This window comes from Amphritea atlantica (genome assembly GCF_900111095.1).
Lineage (GTDB): Bacteria > Pseudomonadota > Gammaproteobacteria > Pseudomonadales > Balneatricaceae > Amphritea > Amphritea atlantica.
On sequence record NZ_FOGB01000001.1, the window covers coordinates 654,690 to 671,819 of the forward strand.

The 17,130-nt window shown below is 51.3% G+C and carries 15 protein-coding genes; 10 read left to right on the top strand and 5 right to left on the bottom strand.

Translation table 11 applies throughout. From position 1 onward, the window contains the following. Positions 1–203: 203 nt before the first annotated feature. On the top strand, positions 204–773 hold the full coding sequence (locus tag BMY09_RS02990) for an NnrU family protein (RefSeq protein WP_091353690.1): 570 nt from the start codon (positions 204–206) through the stop codon (positions 771–773). Between the two features lie 27 nt (positions 774–800). Here the strand turns inward: BMY09_RS02990 and csiR are convergent, their stop codons facing one another. Next, entirely contained in the window at positions 801–1,502 is a 702-nt protein-coding gene (gene csiR, locus BMY09_RS02995; protein ID WP_091353691.1) for a DNA-binding transcriptional regulator CsiR, read from the bottom strand. Between the two features lie 360 nt (positions 1,503–1,862). On the opposite strand from csiR, the gene glaH reads away from it, so the two are divergent. From glaH to BMY09_RS03020, 5 genes are all read left to right on the top strand, one after another. Continuing rightward, positions 1,863–2,813: a glutarate dioxygenase GlaH gene (gene glaH, locus BMY09_RS03000; RefSeq protein WP_091353694.1), complete on the top strand. Its 951-nt coding sequence runs from the start codon at positions 1,863–1,865 to the stop codon at positions 2,811–2,813. 97 nt (positions 2,814–2,910) lie between these two features. Continuing rightward, positions 2,911–4,119, top strand: coding sequence for an L-2-hydroxyglutarate oxidase (lhgO, locus tag BMY09_RS03005; protein WP_091353696.1), 1,209 nt, complete (start codon positions 2,911–2,913; stop codon positions 4,117–4,119). Between the two features lie 182 nt (positions 4,120–4,301). After that, the gene (locus BMY09_RS03010) at positions 4,302–4,949 is read left to right on the top strand and encodes a class I SAM-dependent methyltransferase (RefSeq protein ID WP_091353699.1); all 648 of its coding nucleotides are present in this window, start codon (positions 4,302–4,304) and stop codon (positions 4,947–4,949) included. A 165-nt stretch (positions 4,950–5,114) separates the two neighbouring features. Beyond that, positions 5,115–5,444, top strand: coding sequence for a helix-turn-helix transcriptional regulator (locus BMY09_RS03015; protein ID WP_091353701.1), 330 nt, complete (start codon positions 5,115–5,117; stop codon positions 5,442–5,444). Beyond that, positions 5,438–6,781, top strand: coding sequence for a type II toxin-antitoxin system HipA family toxin (locus tag BMY09_RS03020; RefSeq protein ID WP_091353703.1), 1,344 nt, complete (start codon positions 5,438–5,440; stop codon positions 6,779–6,781). The genes BMY09_RS03015 and BMY09_RS03020 overlap by 7 nt, the downstream gene beginning before the upstream one ends. Positions 6,782–6,906: 125 nt before the next feature. Here BMY09_RS03020 and BMY09_RS03025 read toward each other — a convergent pair whose 3' ends face one another. The 3 genes from BMY09_RS03025 to BMY09_RS03035 all read right to left on the bottom strand — a co-directional run bounded on the left by BMY09_RS03025 (position 6,907) and on the right by BMY09_RS03035 (position 10,605). Further along, the gene (locus BMY09_RS03025; protein ID WP_091353705.1) at positions 6,907–7,224 is read right to left on the bottom strand and encodes a hypothetical protein; all 318 of its coding nucleotides are present in this window, start codon (positions 7,222–7,224) and stop codon (positions 6,907–6,909) included. Between the two features lie 96 nt (positions 7,225–7,320). Next, positions 7,321–10,050, bottom strand: coding sequence for a cation-transporting P-type ATPase (locus tag BMY09_RS03030; RefSeq protein WP_091353708.1), 2,730 nt, complete (start codon positions 10,048–10,050; stop codon positions 7,321–7,323). Positions 10,051–10,239: 189 nt separating this feature from the next. Further along, positions 10,240–10,605: a SpoIIAA family protein gene (locus BMY09_RS03035; RefSeq protein WP_091353711.1), complete on the bottom strand. Its 366-nt coding sequence runs from the start codon at positions 10,603–10,605 to the stop codon at positions 10,240–10,242. Positions 10,606–10,732: 127 nt separating this feature from the next. Between BMY09_RS03035 and BMY09_RS03040 the strand changes: the two genes are divergently transcribed. From BMY09_RS03040 to BMY09_RS03055, 4 genes are all read left to right on the top strand, one after another. After that, positions 10,733–11,203 (top strand): C40 family peptidase, encoded by a 471-nt coding sequence (locus BMY09_RS03040; protein ID WP_091353715.1) that lies wholly within the window; start codon positions 10,733–10,735, stop codon positions 11,201–11,203. Between the two features lie 130 nt (positions 11,204–11,333). After that, on the top strand, positions 11,334–11,807 hold the full coding sequence (locus tag BMY09_RS03045; RefSeq protein WP_091353719.1) for a DUF2947 domain-containing protein: 474 nt from the start codon (positions 11,334–11,336) through the stop codon (positions 11,805–11,807). A gap of 114 nt (positions 11,808–11,921) precedes the next feature. Continuing rightward, positions 11,922–12,713: an endonuclease gene (locus BMY09_RS03050; RefSeq protein ID WP_091353723.1), complete on the top strand. Its 792-nt coding sequence runs from the start codon at positions 11,922–11,924 to the stop codon at positions 12,711–12,713. Between the two features lie 84 nt (positions 12,714–12,797). Beyond that, entirely contained in the window at positions 12,798–13,610 is an 813-nt protein-coding gene (locus BMY09_RS03055) for an HD-GYP domain-containing protein (protein ID WP_175483423.1), read from the top strand. A gap of 40 nt (positions 13,611–13,650) precedes the next feature. Here the strand turns inward: BMY09_RS03055 and BMY09_RS03060 are convergent, their stop codons facing one another. Beyond that, positions 13,651–16,827, bottom strand: a complete 3,177-nt coding sequence (locus tag BMY09_RS03060; RefSeq protein WP_091353726.1) for an EAL domain-containing protein — start codon at positions 16,825–16,827, stop codon at positions 13,651–13,653. Positions 16,828–17,130: the final 303 nt, after the last annotated feature.

The window sequence follows — 17,130 nt, forward strand, 5'->3', positions numbered from 1 at the left end:
GCTTATATTCCTGAAAACGGAAGTGAGTGGAATCATTTTCTGCAAAGAAGACTAGACTCTGTTTATGTCTGCCACATGACTTTAACGTTACCGGAGGATGACGCTGTGATCGTAATGCTTTGTTCACCAGCAGAACTAAAAGCGTTACTTATATGTCACAATGATGTGTTTATCTGCAACATTATAATTAAAGGACTTTCAGTATGCTGACTTTGGTTTTGGGGTTAATTCTTTTTCTCGGAATACACAGTGTTGCCATTGTGGCGATGCCGTTGCGTAACCGGGCCGTTGCCGCCAGTGAAGTGGGTTGGAAACTACTGTATGCGGTTATCTCCCTGCTGGGGCTGTGGCTGATCGCCAAAGGGTATGCGGCGTACCGGCTTGACCCCTATATCGTCTATGTTACGCCGGTGTGGATGCGTCATCTGTCAGCGTTGTTGCTGTTACCGGTATTTATACTGTTCTTGGCGCCATACTTTCCCGGACGGATTAAACGGGTCACCGTGCACCCGCAGCTGATCGCGGTAAAACTCTGGGCGGTGTCCCATCTGCTGGTTAATGGGACTCTGGGTGATCTGGTGCTGTTTGGTAGTTTCCTCGCCTGGGCGGTGGTTGACCGTATCTCAATGAAGCGACGCCAACAGCGGCCGCTACCCGCTGCACCCGCGTCTGCCTATAACGATCTGATTCTGGTTGTCGCGGGACTTGCACTTTATGGTGTCACGGTCGTCTGGGCCCATAAATGGTTAATTGGTGTCGCGCCCTTCGGTTGAGGCAACCCTGCAGCAGACTGCGCCAACTCAGTCTGCCAGCTCTTCCAGTCCGGATGTTTTTTCCAGGGCGCGACTGGGGCTGAGCAGGTGCTGTCTGATCAGTTCCCGGGCCTGTTCTCCATCACCCGCTAACAGAGCATCAATCAGCTGTTGATGCTCTTTCTGATTGGCATCAAAGACGTTACTGTTAGCCATATTTTTCTTCAGCCAGAGATTGCGGTAACGGGAGGCTTTTTCATACAACGAACGACGCACCTGTAACAGAGTCGGTGAGTTACACCCCTGAGCGATTGCGGTATGAAACGCCTGATGGCGTCGTTCCCACTCCTGCGGGTCTTTATCGACCATATCGCCGAACTTGTGCATGGTGTGAGCCGCCGCCAGGATTCCCGCTTCCCACTCATCATCACCTCGCTCCACTGCCAGCCCGATACAGAGGGCTTCAATCTCTGCCCGGGTTGCATAGATATCGCGCATCTCTTCCCGCGACACCGGGTGTACCTTAAAGCCCCGCTGGTTTTCTACCACCACCAGTTGTTCGATCAGTAGCTGGGAAAGTGCCTCTCTCAGGGGGCTGACGCCGACCTGATAACGCTCTTTCAAACGGGGCATTTTGAGTTTTTCGCCCGGTTTAAAATAGCCTGTAAGAATATCCTGTTTCAGATCACCTACCACTTTCAGGGCAGAATTATCGCCCCTGGTATCGTTGACTGGTCTGGTCTTTATCATGGTTAGAAGGGTCTAGTATTCTGTTTTTAAAGGATTTATTGAAGTAACTAAGTCGCTTGTCCTGGGTCAGTTTAATTTATCGACATTGATTAGTTAAGACAAACAATAAAATATAATGTTGACGTTAATTTAAAATGTCGACATTATTGCATTGCGTCGATGTTGGTGATGATCCAGATCAACTTATGGTTCAAAGATTCTGAGGTTGAAAGTTCGTGAGATTGAAAGAGCCTGAGATTCCATGATTCTGAGACAGAACGATCCGCCACAAAAACAAAAATTGACAACGTCTTACCAGAACGTCCTGCATTCTGCTGAGTCTTTGGTAAACGATACGAATACACTTTAGGAGAGATAAAGATGACTGCTTTGTTGCGTGAAGTTGAAACGACTCAACCCCAGGGTTTTTCCGTTGCCCCCTATGCGGCAAATAAACGATTGCAGGTGGTAACGCTGAGCGCCGAGACTATTGCCGCGTTTGATGAGGCGATAGCGCAGTGGCCGCTACAGGCTCTCGAGTATAAGCCTTTTCTGCGTTATGCCACCGCAGACAAGCTGGATGCTATTACCGGATACTCTTTGGGTAAGTTTCTCAATGCAACGATGCAGGACCGTAATACCGCTGCTTTTCTGCTGCAGTATGAAGGTCAGCCAGAAATCACCGAGGGTGAACTGCGTACAGAGTTTGAGATCAAGTTGTCGACTGCAATCTCCCATCTCATCGGTATGCCAAACCATGATGCGATGTACGGCAAGTATTATGCCCGGTTTACTGTCCTGAACGATGATAATTCTGATAGTTATCTGCGTCAGGCTCACCGCCGTATGGAGCTACATAATGATGGCACCTATGTGGATGAGCGTACTGACTTTGTTCTGATGCAAAAGTTGGGAGAGGCGCACATGGAGGGAGGCGACTCTTTGTTGCTTCACGTGGATGACTGGGCTGAACTGGACCGTTTCTATCGTCACCCTCTGGCTAAACAGGATATCGTCTGGGGCGCCCCAAAATCTAAGAATGTAGAAACCAAGATTGAGCATCCAGTCTTCTTTGAAGAGGATAAGAATGGTAAACCGCATATGCTGTTTATCGATCAGTTTGCTGAGCCGCAAAACATGGCCGAAGGTATCTATCTCTATGAGATGGGCAAGTCTCTGGAAGAGGATGAGAACTTCTTCCGCGTTCGCCTGCCGGTTGGCTCTATGTTGGTGGTACAGAACCACTGCTGGCTTCACGGTCGTGATAAGTTTGTGGCACACCCACAGCTGAGTCGTGAACTGCTGCGTCAGCGGGGGCACTTCACCAGGTAATACCGCGCAGATATACTAAGGCGGAGTCGATTGATCGGCTCCGCCGTCTGTTTTTTTAAAGCGTATTTAACTGATTCTATGTTTACGGGTGAAATGCATGACATACGACTACATTATCATCGGCGGCGGTATCGTCGGTATGTCGACAGGCTGGCAGCTACAGCAGCGCTTTCCAGACGCTAAAATCCTGCTGTTGGAAAAGGAGTCGGTTTATTCTAAGCATCAGACGGGTCATAACAGTGGGGTTATCCACGCGGGTGTCTATTACGCGCCAGGCAGTCTGAAAGCGCAGTTCTGTAAAGCCGGTGTGGCTGCAACGATGAAGTTCTGTGATGAGAACGGTGTCGCTTATAATCAGTGCGGAAAGCTGTTGGTTGCCACGAATGATCTGGAAGCTGAGCGGATGCAGGCATTGTATAATCGATGTATCGACAACGGTATTGATGTTGAGCTGCTGGATGCCGGACAACTGAAACAGCGGGAGCCCAATATTGTAGGTGTTGGAGCTATCCTGGTGAAAGATACTGCGATCGTTAACTATCAGCAGGTGACCACTAAGATGGCGGAGCGCTTTGTGGCGATGGGGGGAGATGCCCGTCTGAATCATAAAGTGACCGGTCTGTCGGAATCTGCCGATGAGGTCACGGTAGAGGCACTTCACAATGGTCAGCAGGTGAGTTTCAAGGGTAAGTTTCTGATCACCTGTTCTGGTCTGATGGCCGATCGCACGACAAAAATGCTGGGAATCAAGACGGATTTCCAGATCATTCCGTTCCGGGGCGAATATTACAAATTACCGGAGAAATACAACACCATTGTTAACCATCTGATCTATCCGATCCCTGATCCTGATCTGCCTTTCCTGGGAGTACATCTGACCCGGATGATCGACGGTTCCGTGACCGTGGGGCCAAACGCCGTGCAGGGCTGGAAGCGTGAAGGCTACGGCAAGATCAATATCAGCTTGCGGGATATCTGGGATATGGTGACCTTTCCGGGATTCTGGCGGGTGCTCAAAGCCCATATCGGTACCGGTATTGTGGAAACCAAGAACTCCCTGTGGAAGCCCGGGTATCTCAAGCTGGTGCAGAAGTACTGTCCGCAACTGAAAGTGGAAGATCTGCAGCACTATCCTGCGGGTATCCGGGCCCAGGCGGTGATGAATGATGGCTCGCTGGTGCATGACTTCCTGTTTGCCCAAAGCCCAAGGTCGCTGCATGTCTGTAATGCACCATCACCAGCAGCCACATCGGCAATCCCGATTGGCGCTTATATCTGTGACAAGGTGGCAGAGCAGCAGGGCTAAATATTTCTCTCTGCTTTGATAAAAATGCACCGGAAGTGCAATGTTTCTGGTGCGTTTTAGTTGAGCTTATGTTCGCTATTTCCTTCTATCTGTTGTAATCTGGCAGGTAAAAGCATATACCTTGTTATCCACCCATCTTTCATCAAGCCGTCTGCTATTCACTTAATCCTTCAGGAAACAGTATGGCAGTCCGCGTCCGTTACGATACCCACGAATTTGACAATGTTGATATCCATCTGCGCAGTCTGCGCAGTAATCAGGAGTTTGAAGATGAGGACGGTCAGGCGGAAGCGCTGGGTATCTCTTCAGCCAGCTGGCCGCTGTTTGGTATTGTCTGGCCATCCGGTCAGGTGCTTGCTCACCATCTGTTTCAGACCAACTTCAGGGATAAGCGTATTCTTGAGGTGGGGTGTGGTATCGGCCTTACCAGTGTTCTGCTGAATCATCTGCGGGCGGATATAACCGCCACGGATTATCACCCCGAGGCGGAAGGCTTTATGCAGCACAATACCGATCTTAATGATGATCCCCGGGTGCCCTTTGTGCGCACTGGCTGGGCTGATCAGCAGACCGATCTGGGGCTGTTCGATCTGATTATCGGTAGTGATCTGCTCTATGAAGATGAACATGTGCAACAGCTGGCAGACTTTATCTGTCAGCACAGTCGGCCTCAGGGGCAGGTGATTCTGGTCGACCCTGGCCGGGGACGGCATGCTCGTTTCAGCAGGGCGATGGCTGAAGCTGGCTTCAGTCTGCTAGCTGAACGGCCACAACAACCTGACTTTTTGATCGCGCCATTCAAGGGTGTGATCCTCAGTTACTTTCGATAGAATAATACCTTCATAAGGTTGCATTATTGGTACTTTAATAGGGTTTTTTACAGTTAAAGTACAATATTGGTTACTTTGTTGTGTGTTGATGTTATTGGTCTATAATGTTACTAAATCTTACATTAATAGAGATTATCTCAACTTAAGTGCTGATTTGGGGATATTATGGATCTTAGAGAAGGTTCTCCTGCAGCGGTCGCTGTTATTCTGGGAGAGCGGTTAAAACAAGCTCGGCTGAATGCCGATATGACTCAGACGCAGGTGTCTGAGTTGTCTGGCGTTTCCCGTAAAATGGTGATGGGGGCAGAGAAGGGGAAGGTACAGCTGGAAACACTGGTCGCCATTATGCAGGCCCTGGGGTTGAGTGACCATTTAAACCGTTTTCTGCCTGAACAGACGATCTCACCGGTGCAGCTGGCGCGGTTGCAGGGTAAAAAACGGCAGCGGGCATCGGGTAGCACCAGCGTTAAGCCTGAGGGGGACTCTGAATGGTGATGCAGGTTGTCAGGGTTCTCTATCATGATCAGGAGGCTGGTGCAGTGAGTTTTGATACTGACACCGGAGTAGGGGCGTTTGAGTATAGCCCCGCGTTTATTCAAAGCGGTATTGAGCTGTCTCCCATTAAAATGCCGCTGTCCCGGCGAATCTATAGTTTTCCCGAGCTGGAATATGCAACATTTAAAGGGCTGCCCGGACTGATCGCCGATTCGCTGCCGGATGATTTTGGTAATGCGGTGCTCAATGCCTGGGTGTCCAGTCAGGGTAAACAGCCTGGCGATATTACGCCGCTGCAGCGCTTGCAGTTTACCGGTACCCGGGGTATCGGTGCGCTCGAATATGCCCCGGCCACCCGGCTGAAAAAACTTAATGCATCGCAGCAGGTCGAGATCGAATCGCTGGTGGCGATTGCTCAGGAGATTCTCGACAATCACCATGATTTCTCTGTAGAACTTTCCCGGGAGGGACAGGAAAATCGCGAAGCGATGCTTGCGCTGCTCTCTGTGGGGATGAGTGCTGGCGGTGCCCGGCCAAAAGCGGTGCTGGCGTTTAATGAGGACTTTACTCAGGTACGCTCCGGGCAGACCGGGGTGCCAGAGGGGTTCACTCACTACCTGATGAAGTTTGATGGCGTCCGTGAACATCATCAGAACCGGGAGACCTTCGGTGACCCGCTGGGTTATGGTGCGATGGAGTATGTCTATTCCCTGATGGCGGGGGCATGCGGCATCCGGATGATGCCCTGTCAGTTACTCAACGAGGGCAACCGGCGGCACTTCATCACTCAGCGCTTTGATCGACAGGGTGATAACAAGATACATGTACAGACACTCAACGGTATTGCTCATGTGGATTATAAAAAACCGGGGTCTTTCTCCTACGCTGAGTTATTTGGGATCGCGCGACAGTTGAGACTGCCCGCCAGTGATGCCGCTCAGTTGATGAGGCGAATGGTGTTTAATATTGTTGCCCGCAACCATGATGATCATGCTAAAAATTTCGCTTTTATGCTGCAGCCTGAAGATCCCACGCAGCCGCTGTCGCCATCCCGGTGGCAGTTGGCTCCCGCATATGACCTGGCGTATAGCTACAAACCCGGCAGCCCCTGGGTGAACAGTCACTGGATGTCGCTGAACGGTAAACGGGATGGCTTTACCCGGGCTGATCTCTATTCTCTGGAAAAGCTCAGTCCGCTGTTTTCGCGGCAGAAGATTGATCAGATTATCGATGAAACTGTTGAGCAGGTATCAAACTGGCGCAAGCTGGCAACGGAACATGCTGTACCGGCGGGATTGGTTGATGAGATTGAAACGAATCTCAGGCTAACGCTGTAACGGCTAGGATGTCTGTAACGACCAGGGTATCTGGAGCGGTGATGCAGTCACACAGATCGCTTGCTTCCCGGGTCTGATAACCAGGGAGAAGCGAAAGCAGGGGAAAAAACGCGAACTTGAGGGGATTACTCGAAAACAATGCGCAGGGGTTCGCCGAAATCGTCATAGATTACTTTTTTGCGCTGCCGGGTCGTTTTTTGTGCTGCGGCTGCACGTTGAGTGCGTTCGGCTTTGCGCGCATCTATCTGAGCCAGTACACCGTTCAGGGGGGTGCGTTCCTGACGCTGAGGGTTGAGAATAAATCCGGCATTACGATAAGAGCCATTCACCAGACCTGTTGCACCGCTAGCAACTTCAGCAACCTGACCGCCCTGTTTAAGGAATGCCTGAGTTTGTTGCTGTAATTGCTTACGTAGTTCTGATTTGGTTTGGCGCTTAATCATATTGTATTTCCCCTGACCTGTATAATAAACGATCAATTATGCACTATTAAGTGCTCTAATAGCAAAGGAGATCCCCACTTTGCGGTGATAAGTTGATTATTGATCCGCCCTGGCGCGGTGAATCAGGGTTTTCTCCAGTTCAACAGCGATAAACAGTACCAATCCTACCGCTAAAATCTTACCCCAGGCGGCTGCATCTATCGGTGTTGTATGGAAAAACAGCTGCATAATAGGCAGATAGGTAAATAACAGTTGAAACAGCATGACCAGCGCTATTGCATATAACGCATAGTGATTGCCCAGAAGCCCATCCCTGTTGAGTACCGGACGGGCCAGAAAGCGGGAGTTGAGCAGATAGAATACTTCCAGCACTACCAGAGTATTTACTGCGATGGTTCTGGCGGTATCAATATCGGTACCGTTGCTACGTTCCCATAAAAACAAGCCGAAGGTTCCGCTAACCATCAGTAATGAGACAAACACAATTCGCCATATCATAAAAGGTGAGAGTATTGCGTTGCGTGTGTTGCGGGGCGGACGTTGCATAACATCGGGCTCGGTTGGTTCAAACGTCAGCGCCAGTGCCAGGGTGACTGCCGTTATCATATTGACCCAGAGAATCTGAGCCGGAGTAACCGGTAACAGGGTTCCCAGAGCGATTGCAGCCAGCACTGTCAGTGCTTCTCCGCCGTTGGTTGGCAGAATAAACAGGATCGATTTGCTGATGTTGTCGAATACGGTACGACCCTCTTCGATTGCATAGGTGATCGAGGCAAAGTTATCATCGGCCAGAACCATCTCCGATGCCTCTTTGGCCGCTTCTGTTCCTTTAACCCCCATGGCTGTACCAACATTGGCTCGTTTCAGCGAGGGGGCATCGTTAACACCATCCCCGGTCATCGCGACAACATGTTCTCTGGCCTGCAGAGATTTGACGATACGCAGCTTATGTTCGGGGCTGGCCCGGGCAAACACATCGGTATCTTCCACTACCGCTTCCAGCTGGGTGTCGGTCATCTGCTCGATCTGGTGACCGGTCAGGGCTTTGGGAGATTGTGTTATCCCCATCTGGATGGCGATCGCAGTGGCCGTGATCACATGATCGCCGGTAATCATTTTTACTCTGATACCTGCCTGATGGCACTTTTGTACCGCGTCAATCGCCTCATCCCTGGGGGGATCAATAATGCCGACCAACCCCAGCAGCGTCAGGTTGTTGCTGATATCGCTGAAATGCAATACCCGCTGCTCTTCCGGCAGGTGAAGCATTGCCAGTGCGAGGGTTCGCTTACCCTGACTGGCGATCAGTTCCTGTTGAGCGATCCAGAATGCCTGGTCCAGGGGGGAGCTGATATCGCCTTCCTGCTGCCATTGGCAACGGCACAGAACCGCTTCGATTGCACCTTTGATATAGACCACACCTGTGCCTTTATGGTCATGGTGCAGGGTAGCCATAAAGCGGTGTTCTGACTCAAACGGGATCAGGTCATCTGTAGGCATTTGCTGGTGCAGCTCATGCAGATCGAGACCTGCTTTAGCCCCCAGTACTAGCAGCGCCCCCTCTGTCGGGTCTCCTTCGATCAGCCACTCTCCCTCTTTCTGTATCAGTTGTGCTTCATTACACAGTACGCTGGCCTGACATAGCAGCTGCAATTCAGTCAGGTTATGCAGGTTGAGATCCTGATGGTGGCAGGTGAAGGTTCCGTGAGGGTTATAACCAACACCACTGATATCGGCACTGCAACGAGCCATGACCACGGAGGTTACCGTCATCTCATTGCGGGTCAGAGTGCCGGTTTTATCAGAGCAGATGACTGAGACCGACCCCAGGGTCTCAACTGCTGGCAGACGGCGGATAATGGCATGGCGTTTGGCCATGCGTTGCACGCCAATCGCCAGAGCGATGGTGATGATAGCAGGTAAGCCTTCGGGGATTGCAGCGACGGCCAACCCCACCGCAGCGAGAAACATATCTCCCAGCGCATAGCCTCTTATCCAGTAGCCAAACATCATGGTGGCAATGGCAATCAGCAGGATGGTGCCCGTCAGCCAGCGGGCAAAGCTATCCAGTTGGCGAGTCAGCGGTGTGGTCAGCGTGGACACTTCGGCCAGCAGTGTGCTGATCCTGCCTATTTCGGTATCAGCACCTGTGGCGATAACGGTACCGGTTCCCTGTCCAAAGCTGACGAGGGTGCCGGAGAAGGCTAGATTGGTCCGGTCGCCAAGGTCTGCCTCGGCAGTCACCGGTTCAGTCTGTTTGCTAACCGGAACGGACTCTCCTGTGAGCAGCGCTTCATCGATGTTCAGCGCTTTTAGCTTATGCAGATGCAGATCCGCAGGGACCCGGTCACCGGACTGAATAAAAACGATGTCGCCGGGCACCAGCTGTTCAGCTGGAACCTGTTGCCGGTGTCCGTTACGGATGACAACGGCCTGCTGGGAAAGCATATTGCGGACGGCATCGATCGCTTTTTCCGCCTTACCCTCCTGAAAGAAACCCACCAGAGCATTGATCAGTACAACCGCAACGATAACCCCCGAATCGACCTGATGACCCAACGCTGCGGTTATCAGGGCCGCGATAACAAGAACGTAGATGAGTACATTATTGAACTGTGCTAATAAACGCATCAGGCCGCTTCTGCGCGGAGGCGCAGGAAGGCGGTTAGCTCCGTATTGTTGCTGGCGTTTGTTAACCTGTTCAGCGGTCAGACCCTGCGGCGATGTTTCTAAGAGACTGTATATCTGTTCGGAGGTGCAGGTATGCCAGACTGTTTGCTTTCTGTCTGAGGTTGGTTCAGATGCGCTATCTGAAGAGGTGTCCATGACTATCGTCCCTAAGGTATAAATACAGTATAAGAATAGCGAATAACAGGGCGGTGATCGTGTTATGGAGGGCAGTATTTAAGCCCTGTCAGAGGCTACCGGAGTAATCCCTGACAGAGATCATAAGTTAGGAGAGGAAGCTTCACATTTGCCATGCTAAGCAGGAATTTTCTGATGGTTAAACCGGACTCAGCCTGCATCAATCCAGTGCAGCGCTTGCAAGAACTGACTCTCGCTGAAGTGCTGCGCTTCCCCACTGATAAAGGCCTGGCCCAGTTTTATGGCCCAGTCGAGCCATTCACCACCGCCAACGACTGCAAGACGGATAAAGTCATTGCTGTGCTGCAGGCCGAGTTTGGTATCTTCCCAGATAGCTCCGGCTTCCCAGCCTTTGAAGTTGTGGTCCAGATAGAGCAGGCAGCGCACCTGTCCATGGTTGGCGATTTTTTCTTCCAGCAGTGGGGCAAATATATCCTGGTAGTCGGCTGAAGTAAGTGTGTCAGTCGCCTGAATTACAATGATATCACCAGCGGTTTCCGGCAGAATGTGAAGCATCGCAGTTTCCTTTAGTCACATTGAGAGTTGAGGCTAGTGTATCGGTGCTGCTGTCGGTGTCAAAAAAGTTTCCAGTCTGCCGATAACCTGTGTTGAAACTCTCATATAGATTTGCGGCCGCTATACGATGATACGATTGATTGCGTTGATATTACTGCTGAGCCTGGGAGGCTGTGGTTCGCAGCCATACCGGACTGATCAGCTCTCTGCCAATACGGCTGCACCGTCACAGGTGAGGGCGGAGCTGTTACAGCAGTACCGCGAATGGCAGGGGGTGCCCTACCGGTTGGGCGGCACGGATAAGCAGGGGGTGGATTGTTCCGCGTTTACGCAACTGACTCTACGTCAGCGGCTGGGGGTGGATATTCCCCGGACTACCCTGGCGCAGTCACAGGACGGCCGGCCGGTGGATATCAGGCAACTGCAGCCGGGCGATCTGTTGTTTTACCGTTCCAGAGTTAAGCTGCGGCATGTGGGTATCTATATCGGGAATGGTGAGTTTCTGCATGCATCAACCAGTCGTGGGGTGATGATATCGCCCCTGAATAACCCCTATTGGGCCGCGCACTTCTGGCAAGCCCGGCGCCTGATCGATTAATGGCAGGGGATTGTGAAAGGTTACTGATTGTTGCCTGTCTGCATTCTGGTATAGTGTGCGCACTTAATGCAACTAACACATAGCGCTGAACCTCCAGCCGCGATAAGGTCACCGAGTAGTCCGAGTAGTAATGAGCTATCTGCCGATTGAGCAATACAAGAAAGCCTGGATCTTCAGACATAAAGATATGCCTGTCAGTGAAGAAGATCTGGCTCAGATTAAACCCCTAAGTGAAGCGCGGGCCGAGCAGGTCTGGTCTCAGCAGATAAGTAAGCACTGCAACCATCCGGGTCTTTTTGGCTCCGAGGACTGGGCTAATAAGAATCAAATCTGGCTGGAGACTGCTAACTGGCAGCAGACCTGGGAGTCCGATGATCCAGCGCTGCCTGGGCTGCTGGCTGACCATCTGCAATGGGATGATCAGACGGTTGTCTGGTTTTGTTACAGCAGTGAACATGTGATTGAAACCCGCTGGGATGTCTTTCGTCGCAACTGGAAGAACTTTCTGTTTTTTGATGATGGCCCGCTCCTCATCGGTCGCAAGCGAAAACAGGTGGCACAGTTCCATCAGACGGGCAACTATCGGATAGGTAATCGTCCGTAAACAGCGGGTCATTCAGGCCCGCTAATTAATCATCGTTAACTCTTTTTAAATCTCTCTTGCCAGGGATAGTACACACCCGGAACGGATTCCTGTTGTTGTCTGTAAGGGGGCTGTATGCCAAATCGTTTTCTGATCACTCTTTTTCTGTTGCTGTTGTCTGGCTTGACGCTGGCAGAATCGGCCGCCTCATTCAGTAAGTCAAAACGTTTGCTTGCCGGGGTGTATCAGGTCAATCCCGTCAGTTTTTATTGCGGTTGTGACTACCGGTCTGAGGGGAAAAAACTGGTGCCGGAGTGGGGGCGCTGTGGTTTTCAGCCGCGAAAAAACGGTAACCGGGCTGCCCGTATAGAGTGGGAGCATATTGTGCCTGCCTGGGCGTTTGGACATCAGCTACAGTGCTGGCAGAATGGCGGACGTAAAGCCTGTAAAAAAGATGAACGTTTCAAACAGATGGAAGCCGATATGCACAACCTGGTGCCGGCTATTGGGGAGGTAAACGGAGATCGCTCTAATTACAGCTTCACACAGCTGGAAGGGGAGCCCCGGGTATACGGTCGTTGTGATATGGAGGTCGATTTCAAGCGGCGTAAGGTTGAGCCGCCGCAGAACCGTCAGGGCGATATCGCCCGTACCTATTTCTATATGCGCGACCGCTATGGCCTGAAGATCAGTTCAAAGCAGGAGAAGCTGTTTGCCGCCTGGAGTGTGCAGGACCCGGTGGATAGCTGGGAGCTGCAACGCAATGAGCTGATTGCCGGTTTGCAGGGCAACAGTAACCCCTATGTGACGGCACCAGCGGGAGTGATCGGTGCTCAGGATACGTCGACGCCTGTTGGCTCAGATTCGTCCAATGAAGCAGAGGATACATTGATACAGCGGTTGCTGACAAAACTGAGGCAGCAATAGTTGCTCCCTGAATTTATTTGTCAGAGATTGTTGCTAATCTTAACTAAATTCTATTAATCAGAGTATCAGAAGCCGAGGTATCTGATGATAAAACCCTATTACCGGACTGTGCTGATATACCTGATCTTTGCGCTATTGTGGATCTACTTTTCAGACGCGCTGGTTTCTTCACTGTTTCATTCTGCAGAGATGATTACGCGGGTGCAGAATCTCAAGGGATTTGCATTTGTCGGCTGTACGGCGCTGTTACTGCTGTTTCTGATTCGTGCTGATCTGAACCGCATTGAGCAGGTCAGTCAGAAGCTTCGGCAAAGTTATGATCAGACACTCAAGGGGTGGGTGCAGGTGATGGATATCCGGCATAAGGAGACTGGTGAGCACAGTCTTCGGGTGACCCGAATGACGGTCAGGCTTGCCGGCCTGTTGGGGATTGAGGGGGATGAGCTGACCTATATCGCCCGGGGGGCGCTGATGCATGATGCGGGCAAAGTGGGCATTCCCGATGCGATTCTTATCAAGCCCGGCCCGCTTGATCAGGATGAGTGGGTTATCATGAAGGAGCATCCGGTGATTGCCCGGGATCTGATGAGAGATATTGAGTTTCTCCAGCCCTCAATTGACATTCCTTATTGCCACCATGAGCGCTGGAACGGCACCGGGTACCCACAAGGACTGGCGGGGGAACAGATTCCCCTGGCCGCACGAATTTTTGCCATTATCGATGTCTGGGATGCGTTATCGGAACACCGGGTGTACAAACAGCCCTGGCCTGAAGATCAGGTTCTGTTGTATATCCGTGAACAGGCGGGCATCCATTTCGATCCCGGGATTGTTGAGGTTTTTCTGGATAATTACCCAGAGATCAAAGCGGCGGCAAAGCAGCCCTCAATCTTTTAAAGGGAGAGTCCAGGGCTGATAATATTGCTGCAGGGCGCTATTAATTTGGCAGTAATAATGGCTGTTCACTAAATTTTTGGTGCCACTGTTCAAACTGTCTGGCTGTCATCGCGCTGGCATAGAAAAAGCCCTGGCCATAATCGCAGTTTGCCTGTTGCATCAGGGTGTGTTGTTCAGCGGTTTCAATCCCTTCGGCGATCACTTTGATGCCCAGGGTATGCGCCATAACAATGATGGCGTTACACAGTACCAGATCATCAGAGTCGCCATGCAGGTTGCGCACAAAGGTGCGGTCAATTTTCAAATAGTCGATATCCATACGGCGCAGGTGCGCCAGTGAAGAGAAGCTGGTGCCGAAGTCATCCAGCCCGATCTGGATATTGGCGTCCCGTAACTGAACGAGTTTTTGCTGGGTGTCTGCGGAAGATTCCATCAGCAGGCTTTCGGTAATCTCTATGCTCAGCTCGGCATTGTTAAGTCCGGACTCACGGGCTATCGCTATCCAGCGGTCATGGGCCGGGCTCTGCGCGCTGTCTTCAAAATGGCTCGGGGATGCATTGATACAGATCTGTATCTGTGGGTTGAGTTGTTTGCGCCACTGTTTAACCTGCTGCAGCGCTTCGCGGAAAATCCAGTCGCCCAGTTCCTGAATAATGCCTCCCTGTTCGGCGGCCTGAATAAACTGGTGGGGGAACATCAACCCCTCGTCCGGATGATTCCAGCGGATCAGCGCTTCGGCTTTCACCACCGTCATGCTTTCCAGATCGATCACCGGCTGGTAGTAGAGCTGGAACTGGTGTTGTCTGATCGCTTCGCGCAGAGCGTTTATCAGCCGTGAGCGTTTCTGTGACAGGGTTTGCATACCCGCGGTAAAAAAGTGAAGTTTGCTGCGGCCCGCGGCTTTGGCGGCATACATCGCCTGGTCAGCATTTTTAATCAGTTGCTCTGCGTTGTCTGCATCCTGCGGGTAGAGCGTGGCGCCGATACTGGCAGAGATATAGCGCTGCTGGTTTTCCAGCATGAAGGGTTGTTTCAGTACGCTGAGGATCTTCTCGCCAACCTGCTCCACCTGTGAGCTGCTTTCTATCTGCGGCAGAATGATTGTGAACTCGTCGCCTCCCAGTCGGGAGATGGTGTCACTGCTGCGCACCAGGCTTTTAAATCGATCGGCCACTTCAATCAACAGCTGGTCTCCGACATTATGGCCCAGAGTATCGTTGATCTCCTTAAAACGGTCGAGATCGAGAAACAGGAGTGCCAGTGATGATTTTGAACGGGCCGCCAGGCGAATCTCCTGCGTTAACCGGTCCATAAACATCCTTCGGTTTGGCAGATTGGTCAGTGGGTCAAAATTTGCCTGGGTCCATATCAGCTCTTCAGTCCGTTTTTTCTCGGTGATATCAGAGAAGGTGGCGATCCGTTGATAGACCGTATTGTCGTCATTGAAGAGGGTGTTGATATTCAGCCAGGCGATGTAGATTGAACCATTCTTGTGACGGTTCCAGATCTCGCCCTGCCATTTGCCAGATTCGCTCAGGGTTCCCAGCATATCTTCGTAGAATGGACTTTTATGTACCCCTGAGCGCAGCAGAGCGGGGGAATGGCCAATCGCTTCCTCCGCCTGGTATCCGGTAATCTGTGTGAAAGCATTATTGACCTTAACAATCTTGCTGTCGGCATCGACGATCATAATCGCATCGTTGCTTTCAAATGCTGCCGCCGCCAGACGCAGTTGTTCGGTTTGCCTCTGTTGCTCGAAGTTCATATGGGTTCCGGCGATGCAGATAGGGTGGCTGTTTTTGCCAAATCTGATCGGTTTGCCGCGACACTTTATCCAGAGCCAGCGGTTGTCTTTGGTCAACAGCCTGAACTGAATCTCGGCGGTAAGGTTGTCCAGCACCTGGGGGAGGAAGTTGATGTAGAAACGCACCTGGTCTTCCGGGTGCATCAGCTTACGGAACAGCTGTCGGTTAAGATGAAACTCCTGATCTTGATAGCCGAGCATCTTGTAACACTGGCTGTCCCACTGAATCGAATCATTGGTCAGGTTCCAGCTCCACAAGCCGGTCTGAGTCGCCTCCATCGTCAGCCGGTAACGCTCCTCCGAGTCTCTGAGAGCCTGCTCATAGCGGTTATGATTTCGGTGGAGCTGATTGAATGCCCTGATCAGTTGCCCCACCTCATCATTGCTTTGCACTGTAAGGGTCTGCTCTGGAAGCTGTCCCTCAGCCATTTTACGAATATCACGGGTGGCATTGCGCAGCGGCGTCAGCAGTTTTCTTAACAGATAGGCGATCAGGCCCGCCATCATAAAGCTGATCAGCAGGATCACAACGATGATCGTTTCGGTGAGGATGTTAATGGACGACATCGCTTTACTCAGCGGGTAGGTACGGATCACAACCCAGCCCATCTTGTCTAGCATGGCGGAGGCATAGATGATCTGATTGCCCCGGCTGTCAGTGGTTATACCCGACGTTTCTCCAGCCTGGATCCGCTCAATACAGTCGCAGTGCTTCTCTTTTTTATAGCTTTCAAGTGGCACCCCTTTGAGTGTATCGGTTACATAGATCCCCAGATTCGGGTCTATCACCATCACCCGGCCGCCGTCGGTAAAAGAGATGCGGGATATCTCTTTAAGCAGGTTATCCTGAGCCAGCAGGTTGACACCGAAGATATAACCCAGCACCCGGCCTGAATCGGAGAGTATCGGTGTATTGATGGCAAACAACGGGCTTTTTAACCCCTTGCCCATCAGGGGCATGGTGATCACCGTTGATTTCAAACGGCGCGCTTTCTCCAGATGTTTACGGTCAGAATAATCGATGCCGGTGCGGTTGGGGATTGTTGGATAATCGACCAGTGATATACCCTCCCGGTTCAGTACGACAACCCCGCCATTAAACAGCGCGTGTAGCTGGGTATCCCGCTTCAGGGCTTCCTGCATTCTTTCATTTGGATGCAGCCGGTATCGGGAGTGCAGCAGATCAGTGAACTCTTCCAGGTAGGTGACCCGTTTTTGCAGGGCTGAATCCATCTGTCGGACCACCATGTCTACCATGGTTTGCTGCTGTTCTACCAGAAGTCTGATGGAGCCTTGTTGCAGGTAATTAAAAATGAGTAGCGCTGTGCCTCCGGCAGATAACAGAAAGCCTACCAGTGTCAGAATTAAAACCCGGTTATGCAGGGATGTGGGTAAAAAACGGCTAAGAACCATTCATGCATATCCATAAATTTAAACGATAAAACAAAGAGTCTGTATCAATAAGCAGGGTTAGAACAGAGTTAATTAGAGAGTCTCCAGCGCGTATGATTGATAATGGTTTGACGTTAAATACCTGATATCCCTTCAGCTTAGCCTAGTCAGGTTAAATATAAACGGCAAAGTGGTCAAAATGGTGATTGATCTTGCCAGTGTCTGAGACCCCGGTGGAGCATAGGAATCTTAACTCCAGGGGGGCAGCAGGCATATTTTACCGCCCGGCTTTCAGGTATTATTTCTGACTTTTGTTACGGGCCT